Origin of the sequence: Phyllobacterium sp. LjRoot231 (genome assembly GCF_964253365.1) — a bacterium.
GTDB lineage: Bacteria > Pseudomonadota > Alphaproteobacteria > Rhizobiales > Rhizobiaceae > Phyllobacterium.
This window is the reverse complement of sequence record NZ_CAXUQT020000001.1, coordinates 4,015,248-4,037,637: the sequence shown is the minus strand read 5'-3', so window position 1 is coordinate 4,037,637 and position 22,390 is coordinate 4,015,248. Positions and strand designations below refer to the sequence as shown.

Genomic DNA, 22,390 nt, shown 5'->3' with positions numbered 1-22,390 from the left:
GAGAAATGTCTTTCGATTTCGGACAAGGACGGCAGCGCTCCCCGAATCCTGGCTAGTAGGAACCGCGCCGCGAAAACAGGACGGGAATAGTCTTCGCCATGATGATAAAATCCCGGCTGATCGACCAGTTGTGGAGGTAGTGAACGTCGAGAGAAACCCGATGCTGGTAGCTGACATCGTTGCGTCCACTGGTTTGCCAGTGACCGGTCAGGCCCGGACGGCCCGCCATATAGGCCGAAATATTTTCCCCGTAGAGGGGCAACTCCTCGGCCGTCACCGGCCGCGGTCCCACGAGACTCATATCGCCGCGCACGACGTTGATCAGCTGGGGAAGTTCGTCGATACTCGATTTTCTGAGAATCTCGCCTACGACAGTGACCCTCGGGTCGCTCTTCAGCTTCCGCGTCGCTTCCCATTCGGTTCTTGCCGCCCGATTCGTTTGCAGCAATTGCGCGAGCTGAGCGCTTGCGTCAGTCTTCATCGTGCGAAACTTGAGACATCCAAAGGCAGCCCCGCCAAAGCCGATCCGGGTATGGGAATAAAAGACCGGGCCTCCGTCACCAAGCTTCACGATCATTGCGACTATCAGGAGAAGCGGGGAGAGGAGCACCAACGCGGTGGTCGCTATAAGAAGGTCTACCGCGCGCTTTGACGATCTGCCGATCACATGAGTTCGGGACGCGCGAGGATCACCGCTTTGCGCGGGCTTCTCGACGCCCGACCAGGATTCGCCAACTTCAATGCCCTGTGCATTCCACGTCATCGGTCGTCTCCTAAATTTCCGGTTACCAACGAAAGTTTGGTGCACTGCAACCGGATTGTCTGTGACCGAGGTCATAATCATTAACAAAATCTTTATGCTAACCATGGAAGAGAATTCCAATCGAATTCCACGACAATATCATCTCCGATTTTTTTAAATCTAAGTAACTATACAAATAACTAATGATGTAAGTAAAAAAGTCTAATCACAGGCTTTAGTGCATATAAATTAGCGCATCATCGTTAGTTTGTGCCGCATTTTCGTTCTAAATGGTTTATAAATGAGCATATTACTATGTGACATCGGTCACATTGAGCCGAATAACGAGCTTTAGATTGTCATAATGACATTATATATTTGAAGATGCCTTGTATGGCGCGCAATATTACTTGACTCTCAAACTAGGGCAATATAAATGATGCAGTGCAGCATCAACTATGGCCAACCGGTTTATTTTGGGGAGTTATGCGCATGGACGGGGCTACGCAAACACGAGATTACAGAGTCGTTAAGGCGGCGATTCCGGTTGTCGAGGGCATTCAGCCGAGCAGCGGTGCTGTATCAGATGACGAATTCCCCTTCTCCCGTTCGAGCGTTCGAAGCTTCCGTCGCGGTGAGGTTATCGCCGGTGCCGGTGTTCTCGTTGATATGTTTGCTCGCGTGCAGCGGGGGCTGGTCAGCGCGAGTACGATGTTGCCCGACGGCAGGGAATTCATTGTCGAAATAATTCCGACAGCAGGGCTCATCGGCGAGCTCGAGGTCTTGCGCAGGCAAATGTTAAACCTCGAATATCGTGCCAGCTCCGATTGCGAATTACATTTTTTCGAAGGTCGCTTGTTGCGCGAACGTTACGCCAGCGATCCTCGTTTTCAGGAGAAAGTTTTTTCCAGGGCCCTTGCTCGTGTTTCGGAGCTCGAGCGCCGCATCATTTCAAACGCAGGGTCTTGCTTGCAGTCCAGGTTGGCCAGCACGCTTTTGCGGCTCTCCACGGTCTACGGGAGGGATACTCCGGACAACCGGGACGAGCTGATCATTTCGCAGCATGACTTAGCCGCAACTCTTCCGGCTTCCCGCGAAAAGGTCAATCAGTGTCTGCGACGCCTACGGGAGCGTAAGGTAATCGAGGGAGCTCAAGGCAAGATCCGCATTCTCAACCGCAAAGCGCTGGAGGCTTATGCCGATGGCGCGGCTCCGGTGAAGTGATGCTTCCTTCGCTTCCCGACCCGTTCCGATTTACCGGAAGTACAAGCCGTTATCCCGGCGGATCGAAGCGTGCGGGCGTGCCCAGTCGTTCAAGGATTGATCACGTGGTAATCATCGACGATTACTCGACGGCCAGAGGCGGTGCGACAGCTCTATCCGTACTGTCCGCAAAACTGTTTCGGGGCCTCGACATCCCGGTGACTTATATTTGCGGAGACGACGGCGCCAATGCGGAGCTTGCTGCCCTCGGGGTTTCCATCGTGCGGCTCAACAGCCGCGACCTGATCAACGCAGAGCGCGCGAAGGCTTTTGTTGCGGGCATACACAATGTGTTTGCCGTTCGGATGATCGCGACCTGGATCCGCACAAATGACACACCGAACACAAGCTATCATGTCCATGGCTGGTCCAAGATACTGTCTCCTGCGATATTCAAGGCGCTGGTGCCCGTCGCCAGACGATGTGTGGTTCACGCGCACGATTTCTTCACCGCTTGCCCCAACGGCGCTTTCTTTGACTATCAGGCGCAAACGATTTGTCTTCGGCGTCCGCTTGGAGTGAGTTGCATCACGACCGCCTGCGACAAGAGAAGCTATTCACACAAGTTGTGGCGGGTTGCCCGAGGCTCCAATCTGGTCCGGCTTCTAAGGAATCAGGCTGATTTCGGCAGAATAGTCCTGCTGCACGAGAAGATGGCGAGCTTCTTCCTTCGTGCTGGCTATCAGCCCGAACGACTCACGACGATCCGCAATCCCATCGCTCCACTGTCTAGCGAACGCGTTGAGGCTGAAGCCAACGACGAATTCGTCTTCATAGGAAGGTTGGACGAGGAGAAAGGCGTGGAAGACGCCGTGGCCGCCACGCGCAGAGCTGGCGCAAGACTCTGCGTGATCGGGGACGGGCCGCTGATGGAGCGGGTGGCGGCGTCGGGGGATCACGTAAGGACCGTCGGCTGGCAGTCGCACGCGGAGATCGGCCAGACGATTCGTCAGGCGAGCGCACTGCTGATGCCCTCGCGCTATCCCGAGCCATTCGGCCTTGTCGCTATTGAAGCGGCCGGGAGCGGCATCCCCGTCATCATGTCTCGAGGCGCTTTTCTCGCCGAAGAGATGGAAGGGGCCGGCATCGCGCTTACCTGCGACACGACGGACGAGCGCGCCTTTGCCGATACTTTGACGGCATTCCGGGAGATGCCCAAGCACGAGATTCGCTTGATGAGCGAGCGTGCTTTCCGACTGTCGCCAAATCTCGCGTCAACACACGAAGAATGGCGCGACGCCCTTCTCGCAGAATACCAAAGCCTGATTTCGACAAATGTGATGCCCGAGCCGTCGGACGCGGTGATGATACAAGGAGCACTCAGTTGACCCTCGAAGCAACAACCTCTCTTCCGGAAGCCATGGCATTTCTGGCCGAAGCGCCGGTCACGGCGAAAAGCCGGGCCATCGAGACCGGCAGCCGAAGCGATACCAAGCACCTGCGTGTCGCCATCGTGCATTATTGGCTTGTATCGATGCGTGGCGGCGAAAAGGTCGTGGAAGAGCTTTGCCGCATGTTTCCGCAGGCCGATATCTTCACCCTTGTCTGCAATCCGGATCGTATCAGCGATTTTCTGAAGACCCGGAATATCCGCACGTCGTTTCTGCAGAAAATTCCCGGCGCGAAACGGCATTACACGAAGATGCTGCCGCTGATGCCCTTCGCGCTCGAGCAGTTCGATCTGCAGGATTACGATCTTGTACTGTCGAGCGAGTCCGGACCTGCCAAAGGCGTCATCACTCGCGCGGACGCCCTTCATATATGCTACTGTCATTCGCCGATGCGTTACATCTGGGATCAGTTCCACGTGTACCGGCTTGGTCTTCCGTGGCTGGGTCGGGCATTGATGTCGATCACCGCCCCGATGCTGCGCGCCTGGGACGTGACAACTGCTTCGCGGGTCGATGTCTTCGTGGCGAACTCCGGCTATGTCGCAAACCGCATCCAACGCTTCTACGATCGGGATTCCGCCGTCATCCATCCGCCCGTTGCAACCGATGATTTTGTAGTGGGGAAAGGGAGGGGCGAGTTCTATCTCTATGCGGGGCAGCTGACGGCCTACAAGCGGCCGGATATCGCCGTTCGCGCCTGTACCGAGTCCGGCCGGAAACTCGTCGTGATCGGAGAGGGAGAACAGGCGGCATACCTCAAGTCGATTGCCGGACCTACCGTTCAATTCCTCGGCCACCAGCCGTTTCCCGTTCTGCGCGATCATCTGTCGCGATGCCGCGCCTTGCTGTTTCCCGGCACGGAGGATTTCGGCATTCTGCCGGTGGAAGCCATGGCATCCGGACGACCAGTTCTGGCTTTCGACGCCGGTGGGGCGCGGGAAACCGTTTCTTCGCCCGATGTCGGGTTTCGCTTCGCACCACAGAGCAAGGAAGCGCTTCTGGAAACGATGGTATCGTTCGAGGAGTTCGAGGACGATTTCGATCCGAACGCAATCCGCGAGCATGCCCTGAAGTTCTCCTCGATGGTCTTCCGCGATCGGTTGACCGCCCTCATCGAGCAGCAGTTGTCCAAGGGTACTGACCGATCCGCCAGCTCTTTCCGAAGACGGTCGTATTGATGAGCCAGGCGGACATCGGTGAAGATGCATTGCGGAGATTAAGCCGCCTCGCGAGACTTAATTCGTCTCAACCCGTCGACGAGGAATAAGTCGTGTCAAACGTATCGCAGAGGACGGCGACGGCGAGTATCTGGACCATCAGCGGAAAATTCCTCGCACGACTGCTCGATTTCGTAAGCCTTCTGGTCTTGGCGAGGCTTCTGAGCCCGGCAGATTTTGGTCTCGTTGCCATCGCAACCTCGGTTTTGGTAATCGTCGAGGCGATCCTGGACCTGCCACTGACTCAGGCCCTGGTGCGTCAGCCATCCCCTTCAGACAGCATGTTTGCAACCGCTTTCACCCTGAGCGTCCTTCGGGGGGCGGCAATCAGCCTCTTGATGGTGAGCGTCTCCTGGCCGATGGCCCTCATCTACGATGATCCTCGGCTTGTCTCACTTGTCGCCGTTCTCTCTATCGCGCCAGCCATGCGCAGCCTGATCAGCCCGCGCATGGTTCTCTTCATGCAACGCTTTGATTTTAAACGCGAGTTTGCGCTCGACATCATTGCCAAGGGATCGACGCTCGTGTTCGGGGTGGGGGTCGCGCTAACGACCGGCAGCTACTGGGGACTGGCGATCGGAGCGGTTGCGGGCCCATTTGCGGCGGCGATCGCCTCGTACATCTTCGCCCCCATGCGGCCGGCCCTAACCCTTTCGGAGTGGAAACACTTTCAGGACATGATTGGTTGGAACACTGTTTCGCAGATTTTGAATTCCATCAACTGGCAACTGGATCGGCTGCTCCTTCCGCGCTTCACGAGCCTGCCGACGTTCGGCGCCTTCAGCGTGGCGGATAATCTCGCCGGTATTCCGCACCAGACCTTTGTAGGGCCGCTGATGCGCCCGCTGATGGCCGCGTTCTCCAGCGTTGACGATCATCGCAAGCTGATAGCCGCGTATCTGAAAGCGACAAACGCAATCACCTTGGTCGCAGCCCCGGTCCTTCTGGTCCTCGCCTTGCTTGCCGAACCGATCGTGCGCGTCATCGTCGGCGAGAAATGGGCATTCGCCACCCCGATTCTCCAATGGCTGTGTCTCGTCAGCCTGATCGGTCTTCCCGCAACTATAATGCCGGCATTGGCCATGGTCCTGGACAACACCCGCTATGTTGCCCTCAGAATGTTCGTGGAGTTCGCCATAAGAGTTCCGGTAACGATCCTCGGAATCGCCTACTTCGAACTCGCGGGGGCACTCGCCGCGCGAATTGTGGCAGTCCTCGTCGCCTATGCCGCATCGCTCGTCATCACGCGACGGTTGATCGGCGCGTCGTTAGGCGCTCAGCTCAATGCCTTTTTCAGGCCGCTCGCTGCAAGCTTGCCCATGATTGGTTTCCTGCTTTGCGTGCAGCCGGTGCTCAGTGCCTTGCCTCTTGGCCTGAATCTCATCGTAAGTTTGGCCTTCTGCGGCGGGGCTGCGGTCGCGATCTTCTGGGTTTCCGCATTGTTGTTGTGGCAAGTCGTCGGAAGGCCCGATGGCCTCGAAACCATCGTCGTTCAGAAGATCTTGCCACGAAGAAGTGGGGCACTCACCTCGTGATCGAAATTCAGACTAATCCGACGGTCGTTTTGGCATTTCCGGAGAAGCAGAATGCATTGCAGATTTGCTAAGAGATTCATTTTGCTCGTCGCCCTTGGTTCATTAGGATTCCTGGAGCGGCCCTCCGCAGCTCAAGAGCAGATCAATATCGATGCGTTCCAAATGACCTTCGAGGAGAACTTCGATAAGCTGGATGTCTCGGCTTGGGGGGAGAACGGCTCGCGCTGGATTGCCCACACGCCCTGGAATGGAGATTTTGGTGACGCCCGTTTCACCGACCCAGCCGACGGGTTTCCCTTCACCGTCGATGGAGGGATCTTACGGATCGAGGCGCGTAAAGGACCCGATGGAAACTGGCGCTCGGGCCTACTGGCATCGACGAACGCGAAAGGGCAGGGATTCTCGCAGCAATTCGGTTACTTCGAAGCGCGGATGAAGCTGCCGCCGGGGAAGGGAGTCTGGCCGGCCTTCTGGCTCATCGGGATCGACCGGTCGAAGTATACTGCTGAGATAGATGTAATGGAATATTACGGTCGGGTGCCGTACGAATTCAGTAGCGGTTATCATATCTGGCGTTCGAGCCAAGGTGGTGAGAATACCACCGGCGGCAATTGGAAAACGGTCGAGGATGGGACGTTGAGCAATGAATATCATACCTACGGCGTGGAGATTTCATCCGAGAAATCAACCATTTACCTCGATCGCAAATCCATATGGAGTTTCGAGACGCCAAAGGAGTTCCACACCCCGTTTTATCCGTTGGTAAACCTCGCGCTCGGATCGGGCTGGCCGATCGATGAAACGCCTAACCCGTCCTTTCTGTTGGTCGACTACATTCACGTCTACAAGCGAAAGCCTGCCGGTACCGGCGACTGAAAGACAGGACAAGGCGGGTGGCTGTTGGCGATTGAAACCGATCATTGACCGCATGCCGTGCTTCGGTCTATGCAAAGGTGAGATCCCGCTATTTCAGCGATGCTCGCCCACATCGATGCTTCTCGTTGTCTCCGAGCTCGTGTGGCCCGAAATCCTGGTCGAAGTGGAGGTCCTTGCTGCCAAGGCCGAGGCAAAAGCATGACAAAAGGCTCCGATCTTCTTGTTGCAGCCCTCGAAAATGAGGGTGTCGACCGGATATTCGGCATACCCGGCGAAGAGAACCTCGACGTTGTCGAATCTCTTCGCACGTCAAAGATCGAACTCATCCTGACGCGTCACGAACAGGCCGCGGCTTTCATGGCCGCGACTCAAGGTCGGCTGACGGGGCGGCCTGGCGTGTGCTTGTCGACCTTGGGGCCCGGCGCCCTCAATTTCACGACCGGGGCAGCTTACGCGCTGCTTGGTGCTATGCCGATGCTGATGATCACGGGTCAAAAGGCCATCAAAAGCGCCCGTCAAGCACGCTTTCAAATTGTCGATATCGTTGGCACGATGCGGCCACTGACGAAAATGACCCGGCAGATCGTTTCGGCAGCATCCATTCCGACGATGGTTCGCGATGCATTCCGCATTGCCGTCGAAGAGCGGCCGGGCCCTGTACATCTTGAGCTTCCGGAAGATATCGCTGCGGAAGAGGCGGAAGCCGCCTTGGTCCCGCCTCATCCAATCGAGCGACCTGTCCCTTCACCCCTGGCGCTTGATCACGTCACCAAGATGGTGATTGAAGCGAGGCGTCCGCTCGTGATGATCGGCGCCGCAGGAAATCGCCCGCGCCTCATCGAGCCACTGTCCGACTTTGTGCACCGAACAGGGATTCCCTTTTTCAACACCCAAATGGGGAAGGGTGCCGTCACGGGCGGCTCCAATCTATATCTCGGCACCGCAGCATTGTCGGAGCGCGACTACGTCCACGACGCGATAGATCGCGCGGATCTCATCATTGCGATCGGCCACGACACGGTAGAGAAACCGCCCTTCCTGATGGGTGGCGTTATCGGTGGACGAAAGGTCATCTACGTTGGTTATGTCTCCGCAAACGTCGAAGAGGTCTTTTATCCAGATGCCGAACTTGTCGGGGATATCGGCGCGAGTGTCACCGCCTTGGCGGATCGGCTGGAAGGCAAGCTGAAGTCGGATGGAGTTCTCCTCGCCTTGCGCCAGAAAATCCTTGCGCACATCAACGAGGGATCCGACTCAGAGCAGTTTCCGATAACACCCCAGCGTCTGGTGCATGGTGTTCGCGCGGTCATGCCGGAAGATGGCATCGTTTGCCTCGACAACGGTATGTACAAGATTTGGTTCGCGCGGAACTACCGGACACGGATTGCCAACACACTTCTTCTCGACAACGCCCTCGCCACCATGGGTGCAGGGCTGCCGTCCGCCATCGCGGCGAAACTTATTAATCCGGACCGGCGAGTGCTCGCAGTGTGCGGCGATGGTGGTTTCATGATGAACAGTCAAGAACTTGAAACCGCCACGCGGCTTCGCCTCGACCTTGTCGTCCTGATCATCGAGGATTCCGCTTACGGGATGATCCGTTGGAAACAGGCGGTCGAACATTTTGCAGACTTTGGCATGACATTCAGCAATCCGGACTTCGTCGCCTACGCCCGCTCCTATGGAGCACATGGGCACCGGATCAATGCCGTGACGGACCTCGCGCCGACGATCGAGGCGTGTTTTGCCTCCGGCGGAGTGCATCTTGTCGCCGTCCCTATCGACTATAGCGAGAATACGCGCGTACTCATCGATGAATTGGGCGGCCGGACGCCGGACGCCCCGCCAGATTAATCCAGACGCCTCAAATTCTACCTGCGTGCTTCGGATACAAGCCTGATGCCTGACACGGAGTTACGACCCTCGATCAAATCCGGCAAATCACGCCACGGTAAGGCTCAAAAATAGGCTTGGAGCAAACCAAACGGGGATGTCACATTAACGAGAAATACTGCTATCTACTCGTCAACCGTAAAGTCTCGTGTAAAGAAAATCAGAGGGTTAGCGCATCAAGAATCGGCGCGGCGCGATGGAAAAACCTCTTTACTGAGTTAATATGACATCCCCCTGATCGGTCGACGCTTGCGGGCGCGTTCGTTTCCGGCTCAGCAGACCGAGGTTACCATTGGCTGCATCGCGCTCAATTGCATGCTGGCATGTGCACGCCCGTACTTTGTCCGCTGCCATGAAAAGCAGGCGCAATCGCCAACCTCAAGAGCCAATTGTGTCCGTTGACAATTTCGGCTGCATTCACGCACCAACACCGACCTGGCGCCAATACCGCTGTTGTCCGCTCTGGGTCGGTCAGGCTGCAGGGTGACAGCACCGGGAAGACTAATCGCCGGCGATGTCGTCAGCGTGATCGCGTACGCGATCGCCAGCCACTCGACATAATTTGAGAAGGTGTACCATTGCCACAGATCGCGATCAGGAAAACCAGCTAGCGGTTGGGTGCTCAGAGCTCGCGCAAACGATTTGGACCTGATCCGCGAACTTACATATGAACTGCCGCATTTGAAAGGCCTGACACAGAACCGCAACCGATCGCGTGCTTATACCTTCAAAAATCTTCTTGCATAACCTGACCATCCACACCCAACCCTGATTGTCATCACTATATCGTGTATTCGCAATATACACATTGTCTCATCGCGATTCATTCATATGTGTAAAGAATGAAAAACGACGACATTCTCAAAGCTCTCGCGCATCCGGTCAGACGACAGATAGTGCACTGGCTCAAAAATCCTGAACAGCATTTTTCAGACCAGGAGCACTCATTGGATTTGGGTGTGTGTGCAAGTATGTTCGCGCGCTGCGGCCTGTCGCAGTCGGCAGTTTCAGCACATCTTGCTGTCTTGCAAAGGGCAGAATTGGTGACAACTCGCCGTGTTGGGCAATGGATTTATTACAGGCGCAACGAGGGCACGATTGCCTCCTTCTTGCAGAATATAATCGAAGAAATCTAATCAGCTTCCAAAGTGTTTGAACTTACGGCACCGGAAAAATGGGGCGGCCGGTGACAATGCTCCTCCCAAAAGTCTTCGCCCCTAAGCGAAAGGTCCTCCATGTCTACTCTTTTTGATCCTATCAAGGTCGGTGATATCGAACTTGCCAATCGTATCGTTATGGCACCCTTGACGCGCAATCGTTCGCCGAACGCGATACCGCGCGACTTGACCGCAACCTATTATGCCCAGCGCGCAACAGCCGGGCTGTTGATCACCGAGGCCACTGCCATCACTCAACAGGGGCAGGGCTATGCCGATGTTCCGGGTCTCTATGCACCTGATCAGCTTGCAGGCTGGAGAAAAGTAACGGATGCCGTTCATGCCGCCGGGGGAAAGATTGTCGTCCAGATGTGGCATGTCGGACGTATTTCCCACAATACGCTGCAACCCAATGGCGCTGCTCCTGTTGCACCCTCTGCGATAACGGCAAAATCCAAGACTTTTTTGATCAATGCTGACGGTTCGGGAACATTCGCCGAGACATCACAGCCACGGGCGCTTGAACTGGCCGAACTCCCTGGCATTGTCGAGGATTATCGAAAGGCCGCCAGAGCAGCGATCGATTCAGGTTTTGATGGCGTGGAGCTTCATGCTGCCAACGGTTATCTGATCGATCAGTTTTTGAGATCAGGCAGCAATCATCGCACTGATGCCTATGGCGGATCGATTGAAAACCGCGCGCGTTTTCTGCTTGAAGTGCTTGAGGTCATCACAAAGGAAGTCGGTTCGGGACGCACGGGTATTCGAATCTCTCCAGTCACCCCTGCCGGAGATTCGTCAGATCCGGAACCGCAGCCACTCTTCACCTACGTGGTGGAAAAACTCGCAGCCTATGAACTCGCCTATGTTCATATCATCGAGGGGTCGACAGGTGGCCCGCGGGATTTCCAGCAGGGCGACAAGCCATTCGATTATGCAACGCTGCGGGCAGCGTATCAACATGCCGGAGGCAAGGCTGCGTGGATGGTCAACAATGCTTACGACCAGAAATTGGCTGAAACCGTAATCGCCAATGGCGACGCCGATCTGGTGGCATTCGGAAAGCTGTTCCTTGCCAATCCCGATCTGGTCAAGCGTTTACGCGAACGTGCTGATTTCAATCAGCCGGACCAGGCAACGTTTTATGGGGGTGGAGCGAAAGGCTATACGGATTATCCTACCTTGTCGTGAAACAGGCATAATCGGTTTCATCGTGGTTCAATGGGTTGAGCCAATTGACCGGCTTGGGAGGCGGCAAACTATGCCGCCTTTCTTTCTTTGAAGGTCGGGGAGACCCGAAGGACGATGTTGAGCAGAGGGAGCGACAGGTATTCGATATCGCGCCACATGCGGTTTCAAAATATTCCAAGGAATTCACTGAAGAAAATCACCCTCCGTTTGCCAGCGGAGGCGCTGGCGAACAATTTCTCGAGCGACTTGAATATGGCGTGTACGCATGACTGGGTTGCCAGCCGCATCTCAGCGGCACGGCGCTCTTCGCATGGCATCTGGGTTGGGATCGCTTCACAGCAAGGTGGCACTGCTGGGGGCAACTAGCGGTTCTTCTCTATTCGGCGCTGTCTTAAGCAGTCCAAGAAAGTACAAAAGCCTCTTTGTCTGGATCCGTAAAACCGGCTCAATGAATGCTGTTATTATCGAAGCGAGTGTGACCATTGATACGCAAGCAAAGACAAGGCTGACCCATCGATTTACCCCGATTTCAATCAATCCCCGCATCACCGACGCGCCGATGAGATCATGAATTAGATAAAGCGGATAAGTTGCTATGCCCAAGAAGCGGATAGTTCTTTGGATTGATGGGCGAATGATTCGTTGAACCAGTCGATCGGCGCGTGCACTGGCGATCATGAAGGCGATAGCCGACAACCATATAATCGCCGGTGGATGAACGGATGACCCGTTTCCTGCCAGGGCGATGAGCTCCGGCGCTGTTAACACAATGCCAAGATAGCCAGAAGCAGCGAGCAACGATCCAACGACTATCCTGTGAATGCCCCACCCCTTTGTCATTCCACCCCATATGATCGCACCGCAGGCAAAATAGACTCCGTGGGCACCAAGAAGAAGCAGCGAAGTTCGTTCATATATCGTGGGGAAATAACCAAGCCAGTTGGCAACCCACAGGGCTGAAGAAAGAAGGCCAATGGTGCAGCATATAAACTCAAGTTTGCTGCGTAGACCAACCCCGATGCAAATCGCGACGACAGCGTAAAATACGATCTCTATTCCAAGGGTCCAATATACTCCATCGATCCAAGGTCCGAACGGGTCAAAGAGGACGGTTCTGACATAATCTTGGAGCAAGGCATCTGTTGGCTTTAAAGCAATGGAAATGGAAACCAGGAATGTAATCGTTGCACAGACCAGGGCAACCGGAAAGAGGCGCAAAAACCTATTTAGTATAAAGCCAGACACAGTCGATTGACTCGCTGAATAGGCGATTACAAAGCCGGAAAGCACAAAGAAAATTTGGACGCCGTAGCTTCCCCACCATGCGTCCGCTAGTTCCGGGTACGATGCGATGCCCGAGAGTACTGAACCAGCCGTACCATTCGGCCTAGCCCAAGACCAGAAGCCGAGATGAAAAATCATCACCGCCGTTGCCGCAAAAATGCGGGTTATATCCAACCCAATTAATCTGGAAGACATAGCAATCTCAGAATTCGACAGCGACAATCCGCTTTGCAGTATTGGCGCAGATTCCTCGTCCGATCTTCTTGCGGTCGCGCCCAATGTCACCTCCTCCAGAGGAGCGCCGGGAAGAACCTCCCAAGACCGCTACCGCTATGATTGTTTTCGACTTTTTCCGCATCGCTCACCGCGACACCACCGAAACCAAGGAACTTGCCCATTTTCGCAGCATTCGTTCTACGATCTCCGATCGACGGGATTAGATCGGCCCGGGAGAGGTCGGCCAGGAGCATCGAGGAGCAGCGCCAGCCCGCCAAGAACGTGCAGAATCCCCGCCCACAGCTTGGCGGTCTGCAGCCCGCCGGCGCGAGCGGCTCAGGTTTTCAACAATCTGGTCTGCTACGCTCGTCATGAATTGATCCTGCCTAGCGCGCAATTGCGCGCCGTGTGTCGATTAGTGCCACGTGGCAAAGGTGTGTATCACCAGCCTGGTCAGCCGCGCGCGCACGCGCGAGTGCCGCCAGGGCTTGTTGGCCTTGCGCACCTTCACCGGCTTCCTCCTCCGCACGCGCGATCGACTCAGGTGTAGGTTCGTGATGGAGCCCCGCAGATTGGCTCTCGGGGAGTGTAGGCCCAGCGCCGGCCGTCGCTTCCAGTACGGCGTCGACCTGAATCTGAACGGCTTCGATCTCCTTGGTGCAGGGACCCGCGCGTGCGGCTGCAACAAGCCCGAACGTGAACATCGCCTGGACGCCGAAAACGATTGCGAAAACGCAAGTCCAGCGAGGTGATGTGCGTTTCGCTTCGGATGCTGTGCATTGTGCTTCATAGGTACACGTCACAACAGCAATCTGTGTTTCTGTGAGACCGCGCAAATCTTCGATCCTCCTGCTGAGTTCCCTGCCTAGAGCACCACGCTCGCAGAAACCCGTCGTGTGCAAGAACGTACGGCTTACAGAATTGTAGGAGCGATAGAGGCTGTGGCGGGAGGTGTTGCTCGAACGGCTCTTGCCCAAGCCGTCAGCGGATGTGGAAAACATTTCCTGCTGAGTAGGGTCGTCATGGACTGATCCGCATCGCTACCATTCTTGCGTGACTTCTGTTCTATCTGACAGTAGCGCGACGGCGATGGATGCTCCATCATACAAACGTGCGGGTAATTAATGCGCTGGTTTGATTGAGTCATACTTTAGTTTGATATCAGTGGGTGAACCAAACCCGGCGAGTTGGATGCGCCACCCCGGTGGCCGGTACTAATCATCCAGGATCAGTGTTTTTAATGCCACGGCATTGTTATGCGCTTCGTCACGGGCAGAATACACCAAGGTGATTGGGCCTTTTTGCGCAAGTGAACGCAATTGATCGAGCAGGAGATGATTCTGTTTAACCTCATGGGCATAGCGCTGACGGAATTCGTTCCAGTGTGCCGCATCGTGTCCGAACGACTTGCGCAGTTCGTTGCTTGGGGCAATGTCTTTCATCCAGATGTCCAGCGCGACGTCTTTCTTTGAGACGCCGCGCGGCCACAAGCGATCCACAAGAATTCGCGTGCCGTCTTTCGCGCCGGGAGCTTCATACGCCCGCTTCAGTTTCACATTCTCGGCCGGGATGGATCCCCTCATTTTCATGCTCGTCAAGAGCGGCAAGAAGCCTCAATTGATCGCCGAGTGGTGTGAGCCAGCATGCGTATCTTAGAAGCTCCTTGTATTGATTCGAGGTCGGCGCAAACTACTGGGACATCACGGGCAGCAGCCAGTGTTGCAGAAGCCTAAGAGTTCGTCCGCGGCAATACCGGCGCTACTCGGCCAAACTGTCCCACAGCCACGCGATGGGATTCCGACGTCTGTTGTCAACTGCCTTGCGAACGTAGCGGGCCGCCGCCGCGGCGCTCATCGTCGCGCCGAAATGACAATAGCAAAGAGCCCTATGCAATTGGTAATCGGTCAGTTGGAAAAACCGCTTTGCTTCGCCGTAACTATCGCCTTCCAATCCCGCCGCACGGAGGACGGGATCTGCGAAAGCCATCGAGATCGGCGACCCATCGGCGCGGATACACGCGCGCTCCTTGGGCAGCCGGTATTCTGTCTGGGGTAACGTCGCGAGACGTCGACCTGGATTCAGTTCCAGAAGTTCCGCCCAGCGTTCAATGCGTTGATTGCGGGATAGGGGCGGACGGTCGCGTTCAATTTCGGCGACGGTCTGCAACTGTTCGAGCGCAAGGTGCTTCATTTTCGCCTCCTTTGGGTATGCGACATCAACCACTGGTGGTCAAAAACGTTCCATATCTGCCGAAGGGCCAACAGAAAAAATTCGTACGCATCGGCTGCCAAGCGGTTTACCGACGGCTAGCTTCATCCTCCTTCCGGAAACGCTCATTGATCGAACCCGGCGAAATTGCGTGCTAATGGGGGCTGCTTCGTTGCGCCGGTCGAATAATTCCTCAAAGAGAACGACGAGGTGGCCCAAGGAGGGTTTGCCGGAAACGAGCCCTTAAGCTGTTCGTTGGGCGTCACACTATGCTTGTCAGCTGATGAAAATGTCGGAAGATGCAGCATGAAAAGCTGTTGCCGTGATGCGCTCTACCGTCGCCATCGTTTTCCAGCCGAGATCATTGCGCATGCGGTGTGGCCATATTTCCGCTTTCCTTTGAGCCTGCGGATGGTAGGGATCTGCTGGCTTCCCGATCTGGGGCGAAACCGCGCGCCCGGTTATCCGGTCGTTTCTAACCGCCCATGATCTTTCGGGAAAGACTTTGATCCCCTTCATCACTCACGGCGGCTACGGCCTCGGAAACAGTCTCGCGGTCGTGCGCCAGCACGCGCCGCAGGCTTCCATTCCCTCGCAGGAGATTTCCAACTTCGGCCTCTTGTCAATTATAATACTATATTATAATAGCTTTATTGAGGTCTGGGAGGATCTTAGGGAATTGACCTAATTCGGGAGGAATAATGATGTCGTTCATGAAGAGAATTCTGCTTGCCAGTACGGTTGCCGTGTCTTTCGCCGGTGCCGCTAGCGCGGCTGACCTTACAGTTGGTTTCTCACAGATTGGATCGGAATCCGGTTGGCGTGCTGCCGAAACCTCTGTTTCCAAAATTGAGGCCAAGAAGCGCGGGATTGATCTTAAGATCGCCGATGCGCAGCAGAAACAGGAAAACCAGATCAAGGCGATACGTAGCTTTGTTGCTCAGGGCGTCGATGCCATTTTTGTCGCACCCGTCGTAGCAACGGGTTGGGATACGGTTCTCACTGAAGCCAAAGAAGCCAAAATACCGGTCATTCTGCTCGACCGGACGATCGAGACCGCCAATGACGACATCTATCTGACGGCGGTAACCTCGGATACCGTACACGAAGGGAAGGTTGCGGGCGACTGGCTTGCGAAGACGGTTGCCGGCAAACCGTGCAATGTCGTTGAACTGCAGGGAACAGTCGGCTCAAGCCCGGCGATCAACCGCAAGAAAGGTTTTGAGCAGGGCATAGCATCCGCCTCTAACATTAAGATTACCCGGAGCCAGACCGGCGACTTTACCCGTGCCAAGGGTAAGGAAGTCATGGAAGGCTTCCTCAAGGCGGAAAATGGCGGCAAGAACATCTGTGCGCTCTACGCGCATAATGATGACATGGCCGTCGGCGCGATCCAGGCAATCAAGGAAGCCGGACTGAAGCCAGGCAAGGACATCCTCGTCGTCTCGGTCGACGCTGTGCCGGACATCTTCAAGGCAATGTCCGAAGGAGAGGCGAACGCCACTGTAGAGCTGACGCCGAACATGGCAGGTCCTGCATTTGATGCCCTGAAAGCCTACAAGGAAAGCGGCAAGGCACCGCCGAAGTGGATTCAGACAGAGTCCAAGCTCTACACGCAGGCCGATGATCCGAAGAAGGTCTACGAAGAGAAAAAGGGACTGGGGTACTAATCACTCCAACTGGGCTGGCCGTCCGGATCGGGCGGCCAGTTCTACCGACAAAACCGCTTACGGGAGAGGGCGCAATGACGGACGATCCTGTTCTGCTGGCCGCTCGAGGCATATGCAAATCCTTCATTGGGTTCAAGGCGCTCGACGCTGTCGATTTCACCATTCGGCAAGGAGAGATACATGCGCTGCTTGGCGAGAATGGCGCCGGCAAATCAACGCTGATAAAGGTGCTCACTGGCGTTCATCAGCCGGATGCGGGCGTGATGGAACTAGACGGGCAGCCAATGCATGTTCGCGATACGCTGCAGGCTCAGAATCTCGGCATTGGCACGGTCTACCAGGAAGTAAACCTGCTTCCAAACATGTCCGTCGCGGACAATCTCTTTGTCGGCCGTCAGCCGATGCGCTTCGGCTTTATCAATCGCCGACTGATGGAGATGCGGGCGCGGGAACTGCTCAGCGAATACGGCCTTCACATTGATGTTTCGTCGGATCTGTCCCGTTATTCGGTCGCGGTGCAACAGCTTGTCGCCATTGCGCGCGCGGTCGATATGTCCGGACGCATTCTGATTCTCGATGAACCGACGGCAAGTCTTGACCGCCACGAAACTGAAATCCTGTTTGCAACACTCAGGCAGTTGAAGCAACGCGGACTCGGTATTGTCTTCATCACACATTTTCTCGATCAGGTTTATGAGATTTGCGACCGCGTTACCATATTGCGCAATGGCAGGCTTGCCGGAACGGCACTGACGTCAGAAATGCCCAAACTCGACCTTGTTTCGATGATGCTCGGCCATGCGCTTGCCGCGACGCACAATGTCCGCCGCGATCGGCCGGTGCCGGAAACGAAGCAGTTTTCCTTCAAAGGCATGGGGCGTAACCGCAGTATCGCTCCGTTCGATCTCTACATAGGCGAGGGGGAAGTAATCGGTATGGCCGGGCTATTGGGCTCAGGGCGGACCGAAACGGCGCGCCTCTTGTTCGGCATCGATTCAGCCGATAGCGGCCAGGTGGCGGTGGATGGAAATCCCATCCGCATACGTTCGCCGCAGGACGCCGTCGCCTTCGGCTTCGGACTCTGCCCGGAAGACCGCAAGACCGACGGTATCGTTGGCGACCTTTCCGTGCGCGAGAACATCGTGTTGGCTTTGCAGGCACAAAGGGGCTGGTTCAAGCGGCTATCTCGAAAACAGCAAGTCACGCTCGCTGACAAGTTCGTCAAAGCGCTGGATATCCGCACCACCGATATCGAAAAGCCGATCAAGTTTCTTTCTGGCGGCAATCAGCAAAAGGTCATCCTTGCCCGTTGGCTGGCCACAAATCCGCGCTTCCTCATCCTCGATGAGCCGACGCGCGGCATCGATGTCGGTGCCCACGCAGAAATCATTGCCCTGATCAACCGGCTTTGTGATGACGGTATGGCGCTTCTCGTCATTTCGTCGGAAATCGAAGAGATCGTCGCTTACAGCACTCGCGTGGTCGTGCTGCGTGACCGCGCGCATCGAGGCGAGCTCGCAGGCGACGACATCACAACCACGAAAATCATGCAGAAAATCGCTGCGGAAACAGGAGAGGCGCACGCATGACCCGCATGAATGCAGTCGCATTGGCCAAGGCTTCGCCGCAACTCCTTTCGCTGGCCCTGATCCTCTTTCTGAACTATCTGGCGTTCCCCGGCTTCTTTGACATTCGGTTACAGGATGGGAGGTTGTTCGGCAGCCTCGTCGATGTGCTCAACCGAGGTGCGCCCGTGATCATTCTCGCCATTGGCATGACAGCGGTCATCGCCAGCCGCGGTGTTGATCTGTCGGTTGGCGCCGTCATGGCGGTGTCCGGAGCCATCGCCGCCACATTGACCGTTGCCGGGTATTCACTGCCGGTGGTCATCTTTGCAGCGCTCGGGACAGGGCTTCTCTGTGGTCTGTGGAATGGGTTGCTCGTTGCCTATTTTGATCTCCAGCCGATCGTGGCGACGCTCATCCTGATGGTAGCAGGCCGCGGGATCGCGCAGCTTGTCACCGAAGGATCGATCATTACCTTCACCGATCCGGGCCTCATCTTTTTCGGTACGGGTTCATTTCTCGGCATACCGATGCCGGTGCTGATTGCAGCAATTCTACTGGTGTTTGCGATCATTATCGTTCGACGTACGGCACTCGGACTGCTGATCGAATCGATAGGCGTCAATCGCAGCGCCAGCAGCTATGCCGGGTTGAACAGCAAGCTGCTTCTCCTCGTCATCTATGGCTTTTGCGGGTTCTGTGCTGCACTGGCGGGCATTATCGTTGCCGCAGACATTCGTGGCGCGGATGCCAATAATGCCGGGCTGTGGCTGGAGCTCGACGCGATCCTTGCCGTTGTTATTGGCGGAACGTCACTGTTCGGTGGACGCTTCTCGATCCTGATGTCAGCGCTTGGCGCGATAATCATCCAGGCGATGAATACCGGGATTCTGCTCTCCGGTTTTCCCCCGGAATACAATCTCATCCTGAAAGCCGTGGTGATCATCGTGATCCTGCTGGCGCAGTCTTTCTCCTCCGCGGGCGGCTGGCATTTCCTGAAAACTGAATTCCGGGCGAACGGAGCAAAGCCCAAATGAACACGCGGCTTCTTCCCTTCTATGCAACGCTGCTCATCTGCGTGCTCGCCTATACTGCCTGCGTCATGCAGTTTCCTGCCATGTTCTCCACCAGGGTTGTGGGCAATCTCCTGACCGACAATGCCTTCCTCGGAATAGCAGCGGTTGGCATGACGTTCGTCATTCTTTCGGGAGGCATTGATCTTTCGGTCGGATCGGTCATCGCTTTTACCGGCGTCCTGCTTGCAGTGCTCATCACGAAATATGGCGTGCATCCGCTGGCGGCTTTCACCATGGCGCTCATCATAACCACAACCTTTGGCGCGATCATGGGCGTCATCATTCATTATCTCGATGTGCCGGCTTTTATCGTGACCCTCGCCGGAATGTTTCTGGCGCGTGGGATGTGCTTCGTCATGACGACGGATTCAATTCCGATCAATCATGAATTCTATTCGATGTTGCAAGGCCTCTATTACCGGTTACCGGGCGGTGGACGACTGACATTCATCGGTTGCCTGATGGTGTTGGTCTTCCTCGTCGGCACCGTGATGGCGCATTTCAGCAAGTTCGGGTCCTACATCTACGCAATTGGCGGTAATCGAACATCGGCCGAATTGATGGGCGTTCCGGTGGCCCGGACGACGATCGCGATCTATGCCCTATCAGGGTTCCTGTCCGGGCTCGCCGGTATCGTGTTCTCGCTGTACACATCCGCCGGCTACTCGCTGGCCGCTGTCGGGGTCGAACTCGATACGATCGCCGCTGTCGTTATTGGGGGCACGTTGCTGACGGGCGGGGTTGGTTATGTCGCGGGCACCTTTGTTGGTGTGCTGATTCAAGGCATCATCCAGACCTACATTGTCTTCGACGGGACGTTGTCCAGTTGGTGGACGAAAATCGTGGTGGGTGCCCTGCTCTTTGCATTCATCGCGTTGCAAAGGGCATTGGTGCTCCTTTCCACGAGGAAGGCAGCGGTCGATGGCGCCACTTGAGTCGCCCGAAAATCAGCTAGCCAACTATGACTTCCGCACAGCTGGACATTCGCATACGCATCATGGCCATGTGATGCGTGATCTTGGTTTGAAGATCGTCAGCGGGTTCTATGCGGAAGACAATATCCTTCCGGGCGACGCAGAACTGTTGCAGCAATTTCGCGTATCGAGAACGGTGCTCCGCGAAGCACTCAAGACGCTAGCGGCGAAGGGATTGATCCAGCCAAGAGCCAAGATCGGAACCAGGGTGCTGAAGCGCCAACACTGGAATCTGTTCGATCCAGACATTCTCGTTTGGCACTTCGAGGCAGGTGCCAGCCCTGAATTTCTCTCGAGCTTGCTTGAAATGCGTCTCGCGCTCGAACCGGAGGCAGCAGGTCTTGCTGCGTTTCGCAGGAGCGAGGAGCAGCTCGAAAGGCTCTACGATTGCGTGGGCAGGATGGGCGGGGCAGGGCAATCGGCTGCGGATTTCGTCAACAGCGACCTGCAGTTTCACATTGCTATTGCCGACGCATCCGGCAACCCGTTCATGCGTTCAATCAGCACGCTGATAGAGGTGGCGCTTGTTGCCACTTTCACTATCAGCTCGCCGATTCCGAACCCTGAGAGACATGGGCAATCGGTTGCACGACACAAAGCAATTGTCGATGCCATCAATGTTCGGGATATCCATACTGCGAAAGCCGCAATGCGCGCTGTAATTGCGGATGGAGCCGAACGCGTCCTTGCGACCACAATGGGATACTGACCCGCCAAGCTCAAACCTCGCCGAAAATCACCTTGCCAAACGGGCGCCATCCGGACATGACATCACCCACAACAGGTTAAGATCAGCCACCTTTAATTGAGCCGTGGCTGATCTCTGATCAAGCAATTATTGATTGGTCAATGGCGTGGAAGCAGTTTTTGCACTTCATCGGCCGAGTCATTCAGCGCTTCTTCCGGTGTCGCCGACTGCTCGACAATGCGTGACAGATTGTCGACGATGGTCTGTGTCACCTTTACGCCGTTCGAACCTGGAAATGCGTACCATGGGATCATACGGTTCATCTGGTTGAGACCTGCCTGAAAGAGCGGGTTCTGCTGGTAGAATTCAGCCAGATATTCCGAGGACTTGGCAGCAAGTTCATTGTTCGGCACATAACCCGTGCCCGGTACGACAACGGAAGCACCGTACGGGCCGGAAGCAAATTTCGCGAACTTCCACGCGGCCTCCTGCTTTGCCGTATCCTTGGTGAGGATCACAACCGCATTGCCGCCAGTCGGGAGTTTGCCCTTTTCAGGATTCAGGAGTGGCAAGGGGCCGGTCCGCAGATCGAACTTGCCGCCGACATTCTTGATGGTGTTGCGCAGTGCGCCGGTCGTCTGGAATGCGAAACCGACCTTGCCGGCGACGAAAGCCTGTTCGCCAGCCTGTTTGGTGAGAACCGGCATGCCGCCTTCCTTGACCAGGCGGCTGAGGAGATTGACGGCAGCGATACCTTCCGGACCGTTGAAGGCAACCTTCTTCTCGTCAGGGGAAAGCATTGTCCCGCCCGCACCAAAGAGCAGCGCCGAGAACATCCAGTCATCGCCCTGCCAACGGAAATCGATACCCTCATTGCCATTGCCGAGCGCCTTGATCTTGGCGCCCAGCGCAATGACTTCATCCCATGTCTTTGGCGGCTGGTCAGGATTGCCGCCCGCGGCGCGGACGAGATCTGCATTGTAGTACATGATGGGGTTCGAGGTGGCGAAGGCAAGCCCCACCTGCTGACCGCCGACCTGCGCTAGCCGCAGGATGTTGTCGCTGAAGCCTTGCGCTGCCATATCGCCATCCTTGGCGATGAACGGCTTGAGATCAACGTTGACACCACGCTCGGCGATCATGCGCAGGCGGTTGAGACCGATGAAGGTGATATCCGGCATTTCCGCCGTCCCGGCCTGGCGTAGGATCGTCTGGATGCCTTCTTCATAGGTCGCTGAGGGGCTGACGAAATTGACGTGAATGTCCGGGTTCTCTTGCATGAATTTCTTAGAAATGACATCCATTACGTCCTTGAAGAAGCCAGGCATTGGATAATGCACATTGAGGGTCGTATCGGCAAAGGCCGGAGCGCAGAGCCCCGTAGCGATCGCCGCCGCGGCAATCGTCTGCTTGAAGAAGTTCATGGTTCTCTCCTGGGTTGATT

21 protein-coding genes and 1 pseudogene are annotated in these 22,390 nt (G+C 55.9%); 16 read left to right on the top strand and 6 right to left on the bottom strand.

Going from position 1 to position 22,390, the window contains the following annotated elements:
* Positions 1 to 52: 52 nt before the first annotated feature.
* On the bottom strand, positions 53 to 763 hold the full coding sequence (locus tag ACSQ3H_RS20185; protein WP_436118686.1) for a sugar transferase: 711 nt from the start codon (positions 761 to 763) through the stop codon (positions 53 to 55).
* 471 nt (positions 764 to 1,234) lie between these two features.
* Between ACSQ3H_RS20185 and ACSQ3H_RS20180 the strand changes: the two genes are divergently transcribed.
* The 9 genes from ACSQ3H_RS20180 (at position 1,235) to ACSQ3H_RS20140 (ending at position 11,534) form a co-directional block, all read left to right on the top strand.
* Positions 1,235 to 1,966 carry a Crp/Fnr family transcriptional regulator gene (locus ACSQ3H_RS20180; protein WP_436119511.1) on the top strand — a complete coding sequence of 244 codons (732 nt, stop codon included), beginning with the start codon at positions 1,235 to 1,237 and terminating at the stop codon, positions 1,964 to 1,966.
* Positions 1,966 to 3,333: a glycosyltransferase family 4 protein gene (locus ACSQ3H_RS20175; RefSeq protein WP_436118685.1), complete on the top strand. Its 1,368-nt coding sequence runs from the start codon at positions 1,966 to 1,968 to the stop codon at positions 3,331 to 3,333. The genes ACSQ3H_RS20180 and ACSQ3H_RS20175 overlap by 1 nt, the downstream gene beginning before the upstream one ends.
* The gene (locus tag ACSQ3H_RS20170; RefSeq protein ID WP_436118684.1) at positions 3,330 to 4,574 is read left to right on the top strand and encodes a glycosyltransferase family 4 protein; all 1,245 of its coding nucleotides are present in this window, start codon (positions 3,330 to 3,332) and stop codon (positions 4,572 to 4,574) included. Before ACSQ3H_RS20175 ends, ACSQ3H_RS20170 begins: the two co-directional genes overlap by 4 nt.
* 92 nt (positions 4,575 to 4,666) lie before the next feature.
* On the top strand, positions 4,667 to 6,148 hold the full coding sequence (locus ACSQ3H_RS20165; RefSeq protein WP_436118683.1) for a lipopolysaccharide biosynthesis protein: 1,482 nt from the start codon (positions 4,667 to 4,669) through the stop codon (positions 6,146 to 6,148).
* Between the two features lie 51 nt (positions 6,149 to 6,199).
* Positions 6,200 to 7,024 (top strand): glycoside hydrolase family 16 protein, encoded by an 825-nt coding sequence (locus ACSQ3H_RS20160; RefSeq protein WP_436118682.1) that lies wholly within the window; start codon positions 6,200 to 6,202, stop codon positions 7,022 to 7,024.
* A gap of 198 nt (positions 7,025 to 7,222) precedes the next feature.
* Positions 7,223 to 8,878, top strand: coding sequence for an acetolactate synthase large subunit (locus tag ACSQ3H_RS20155; RefSeq protein ID WP_436118681.1), 1,656 nt, complete (start codon positions 7,223 to 7,225; stop codon positions 8,876 to 8,878).
* Positions 8,879 to 9,759: 881 nt separating this feature from the next.
* Entirely contained in the window at positions 9,760 to 10,053 is a 294-nt protein-coding gene (locus ACSQ3H_RS20150; RefSeq protein ID WP_436118680.1) for an ArsR/SmtB family transcription factor, read from the top strand.
* Between the two features lie 99 nt (positions 10,054 to 10,152).
* Positions 10,153 to 11,265, top strand: a complete 1,113-nt coding sequence (locus ACSQ3H_RS20145; RefSeq protein ID WP_436118679.1) for an alkene reductase — start codon at positions 10,153 to 10,155, stop codon at positions 11,263 to 11,265.
* A 44-nt stretch (positions 11,266 to 11,309) separates the two neighbouring features.
* Positions 11,310 to 11,534 (top strand): hypothetical protein, encoded by a 225-nt coding sequence (locus tag ACSQ3H_RS20140; protein ID WP_436118678.1) that lies wholly within the window; start codon positions 11,310 to 11,312, stop codon positions 11,532 to 11,534.
* A 64-nt stretch (positions 11,535 to 11,598) separates the two neighbouring features.
* Here ACSQ3H_RS20140 and ACSQ3H_RS20135 read toward each other — a convergent pair whose 3' ends face one another.
* The 4 genes from ACSQ3H_RS20135 to ACSQ3H_RS20120 form a co-directional block, all read right to left on the bottom strand.
* A complete protein-coding gene (locus ACSQ3H_RS20135; RefSeq protein ID WP_436118677.1) occupies positions 11,599 to 12,828 on the bottom strand; it encodes an acyltransferase family protein in 1,230 nt (409 codons plus the stop codon).
* Between the two features lie 323 nt (positions 12,829 to 13,151).
* Positions 13,152 to 13,766, bottom strand: a complete 615-nt coding sequence (locus ACSQ3H_RS20130) for a hypothetical protein (protein ID WP_436118676.1) — start codon at positions 13,764 to 13,766, stop codon at positions 13,152 to 13,154.
* Positions 13,767 to 13,979: 213 nt separating this feature from the next.
* A complete protein-coding gene (locus ACSQ3H_RS20125) occupies positions 13,980 to 14,348 on the bottom strand; it encodes a DUF488 domain-containing protein (protein WP_436119510.1) in 369 nt (122 codons plus the stop codon).
* Positions 14,349 to 14,523: 175 nt separating this feature from the next.
* Positions 14,524 to 14,955: a hypothetical protein gene (locus ACSQ3H_RS20120; protein ID WP_436118675.1), complete on the bottom strand. Its 432-nt coding sequence runs from the start codon at positions 14,953 to 14,955 to the stop codon at positions 14,524 to 14,526.
* A gap of 324 nt (positions 14,956 to 15,279) precedes the next feature.
* On the opposite strand from ACSQ3H_RS20120, the pseudogene ACSQ3H_RS20115 reads away from it, so the two are divergent.
* From ACSQ3H_RS20115 to ACSQ3H_RS20085, 7 genes and pseudogenes are all read left to right on the top strand, one after another.
* A pseudogene (locus ACSQ3H_RS20115) lies at positions 15,280 to 15,384 on the top strand (IS6 family transposase); the annotation flags it as partial.
* 25 nt (positions 15,385 to 15,409) lie between these two features.
* Entirely contained in the window at positions 15,410 to 15,661 is a 252-nt protein-coding gene (locus ACSQ3H_RS20110; protein WP_436119509.1) for a flavodoxin, read from the top strand.
* 16 nt (positions 15,662 to 15,677) lie between these two features.
* A complete protein-coding gene (ytfQ, locus tag ACSQ3H_RS20105) occupies positions 15,678 to 16,643 on the top strand; it encodes a galactofuranose ABC transporter, galactofuranose-binding protein YtfQ (RefSeq protein WP_436119508.1) in 966 nt (321 codons plus the stop codon).
* A gap of 74 nt (positions 16,644 to 16,717) precedes the next feature.
* Positions 16,718 to 18,232 (top strand): sugar ABC transporter ATP-binding protein, encoded by a 1,515-nt coding sequence (locus ACSQ3H_RS20100; protein ID WP_436118674.1) that lies wholly within the window; start codon positions 16,718 to 16,720, stop codon positions 18,230 to 18,232.
* Positions 18,229 to 19,245, top strand: a complete 1,017-nt coding sequence (locus ACSQ3H_RS20095) for an ABC transporter permease (protein ID WP_436118673.1) — start codon at positions 18,229 to 18,231, stop codon at positions 19,243 to 19,245. The genes ACSQ3H_RS20100 and ACSQ3H_RS20095 overlap by 4 nt, the downstream gene beginning before the upstream one ends.
* Complete coding sequence (gene yjfF, locus ACSQ3H_RS20090; RefSeq protein ID WP_436118672.1) at positions 19,242 to 20,219, top strand: galactofuranose ABC transporter, permease protein YjfF; 978 nt, start codon at positions 19,242 to 19,244, stop codon at positions 20,217 to 20,219. Before ACSQ3H_RS20095 ends, yjfF begins: the two co-directional genes overlap by 4 nt.
* Positions 20,206 to 20,967 (top strand): FadR/GntR family transcriptional regulator, encoded by a 762-nt coding sequence (locus ACSQ3H_RS20085; RefSeq protein ID WP_436118671.1) that lies wholly within the window; start codon positions 20,206 to 20,208, stop codon positions 20,965 to 20,967. The genes yjfF and ACSQ3H_RS20085 overlap by 14 nt, the downstream gene beginning before the upstream one ends.
* Positions 20,968 to 21,104: 137 nt before the next feature.
* Here the strand turns inward: ACSQ3H_RS20085 and ACSQ3H_RS20080 are convergent, their stop codons facing one another.
* Positions 21,105 to 22,370: an ABC transporter substrate-binding protein gene (locus ACSQ3H_RS20080; RefSeq protein WP_436118670.1), complete on the bottom strand. Its 1,266-nt coding sequence runs from the start codon at positions 22,368 to 22,370 to the stop codon at positions 21,105 to 21,107.
* Positions 22,371 to 22,390 lie beyond the last annotated feature (20 nt).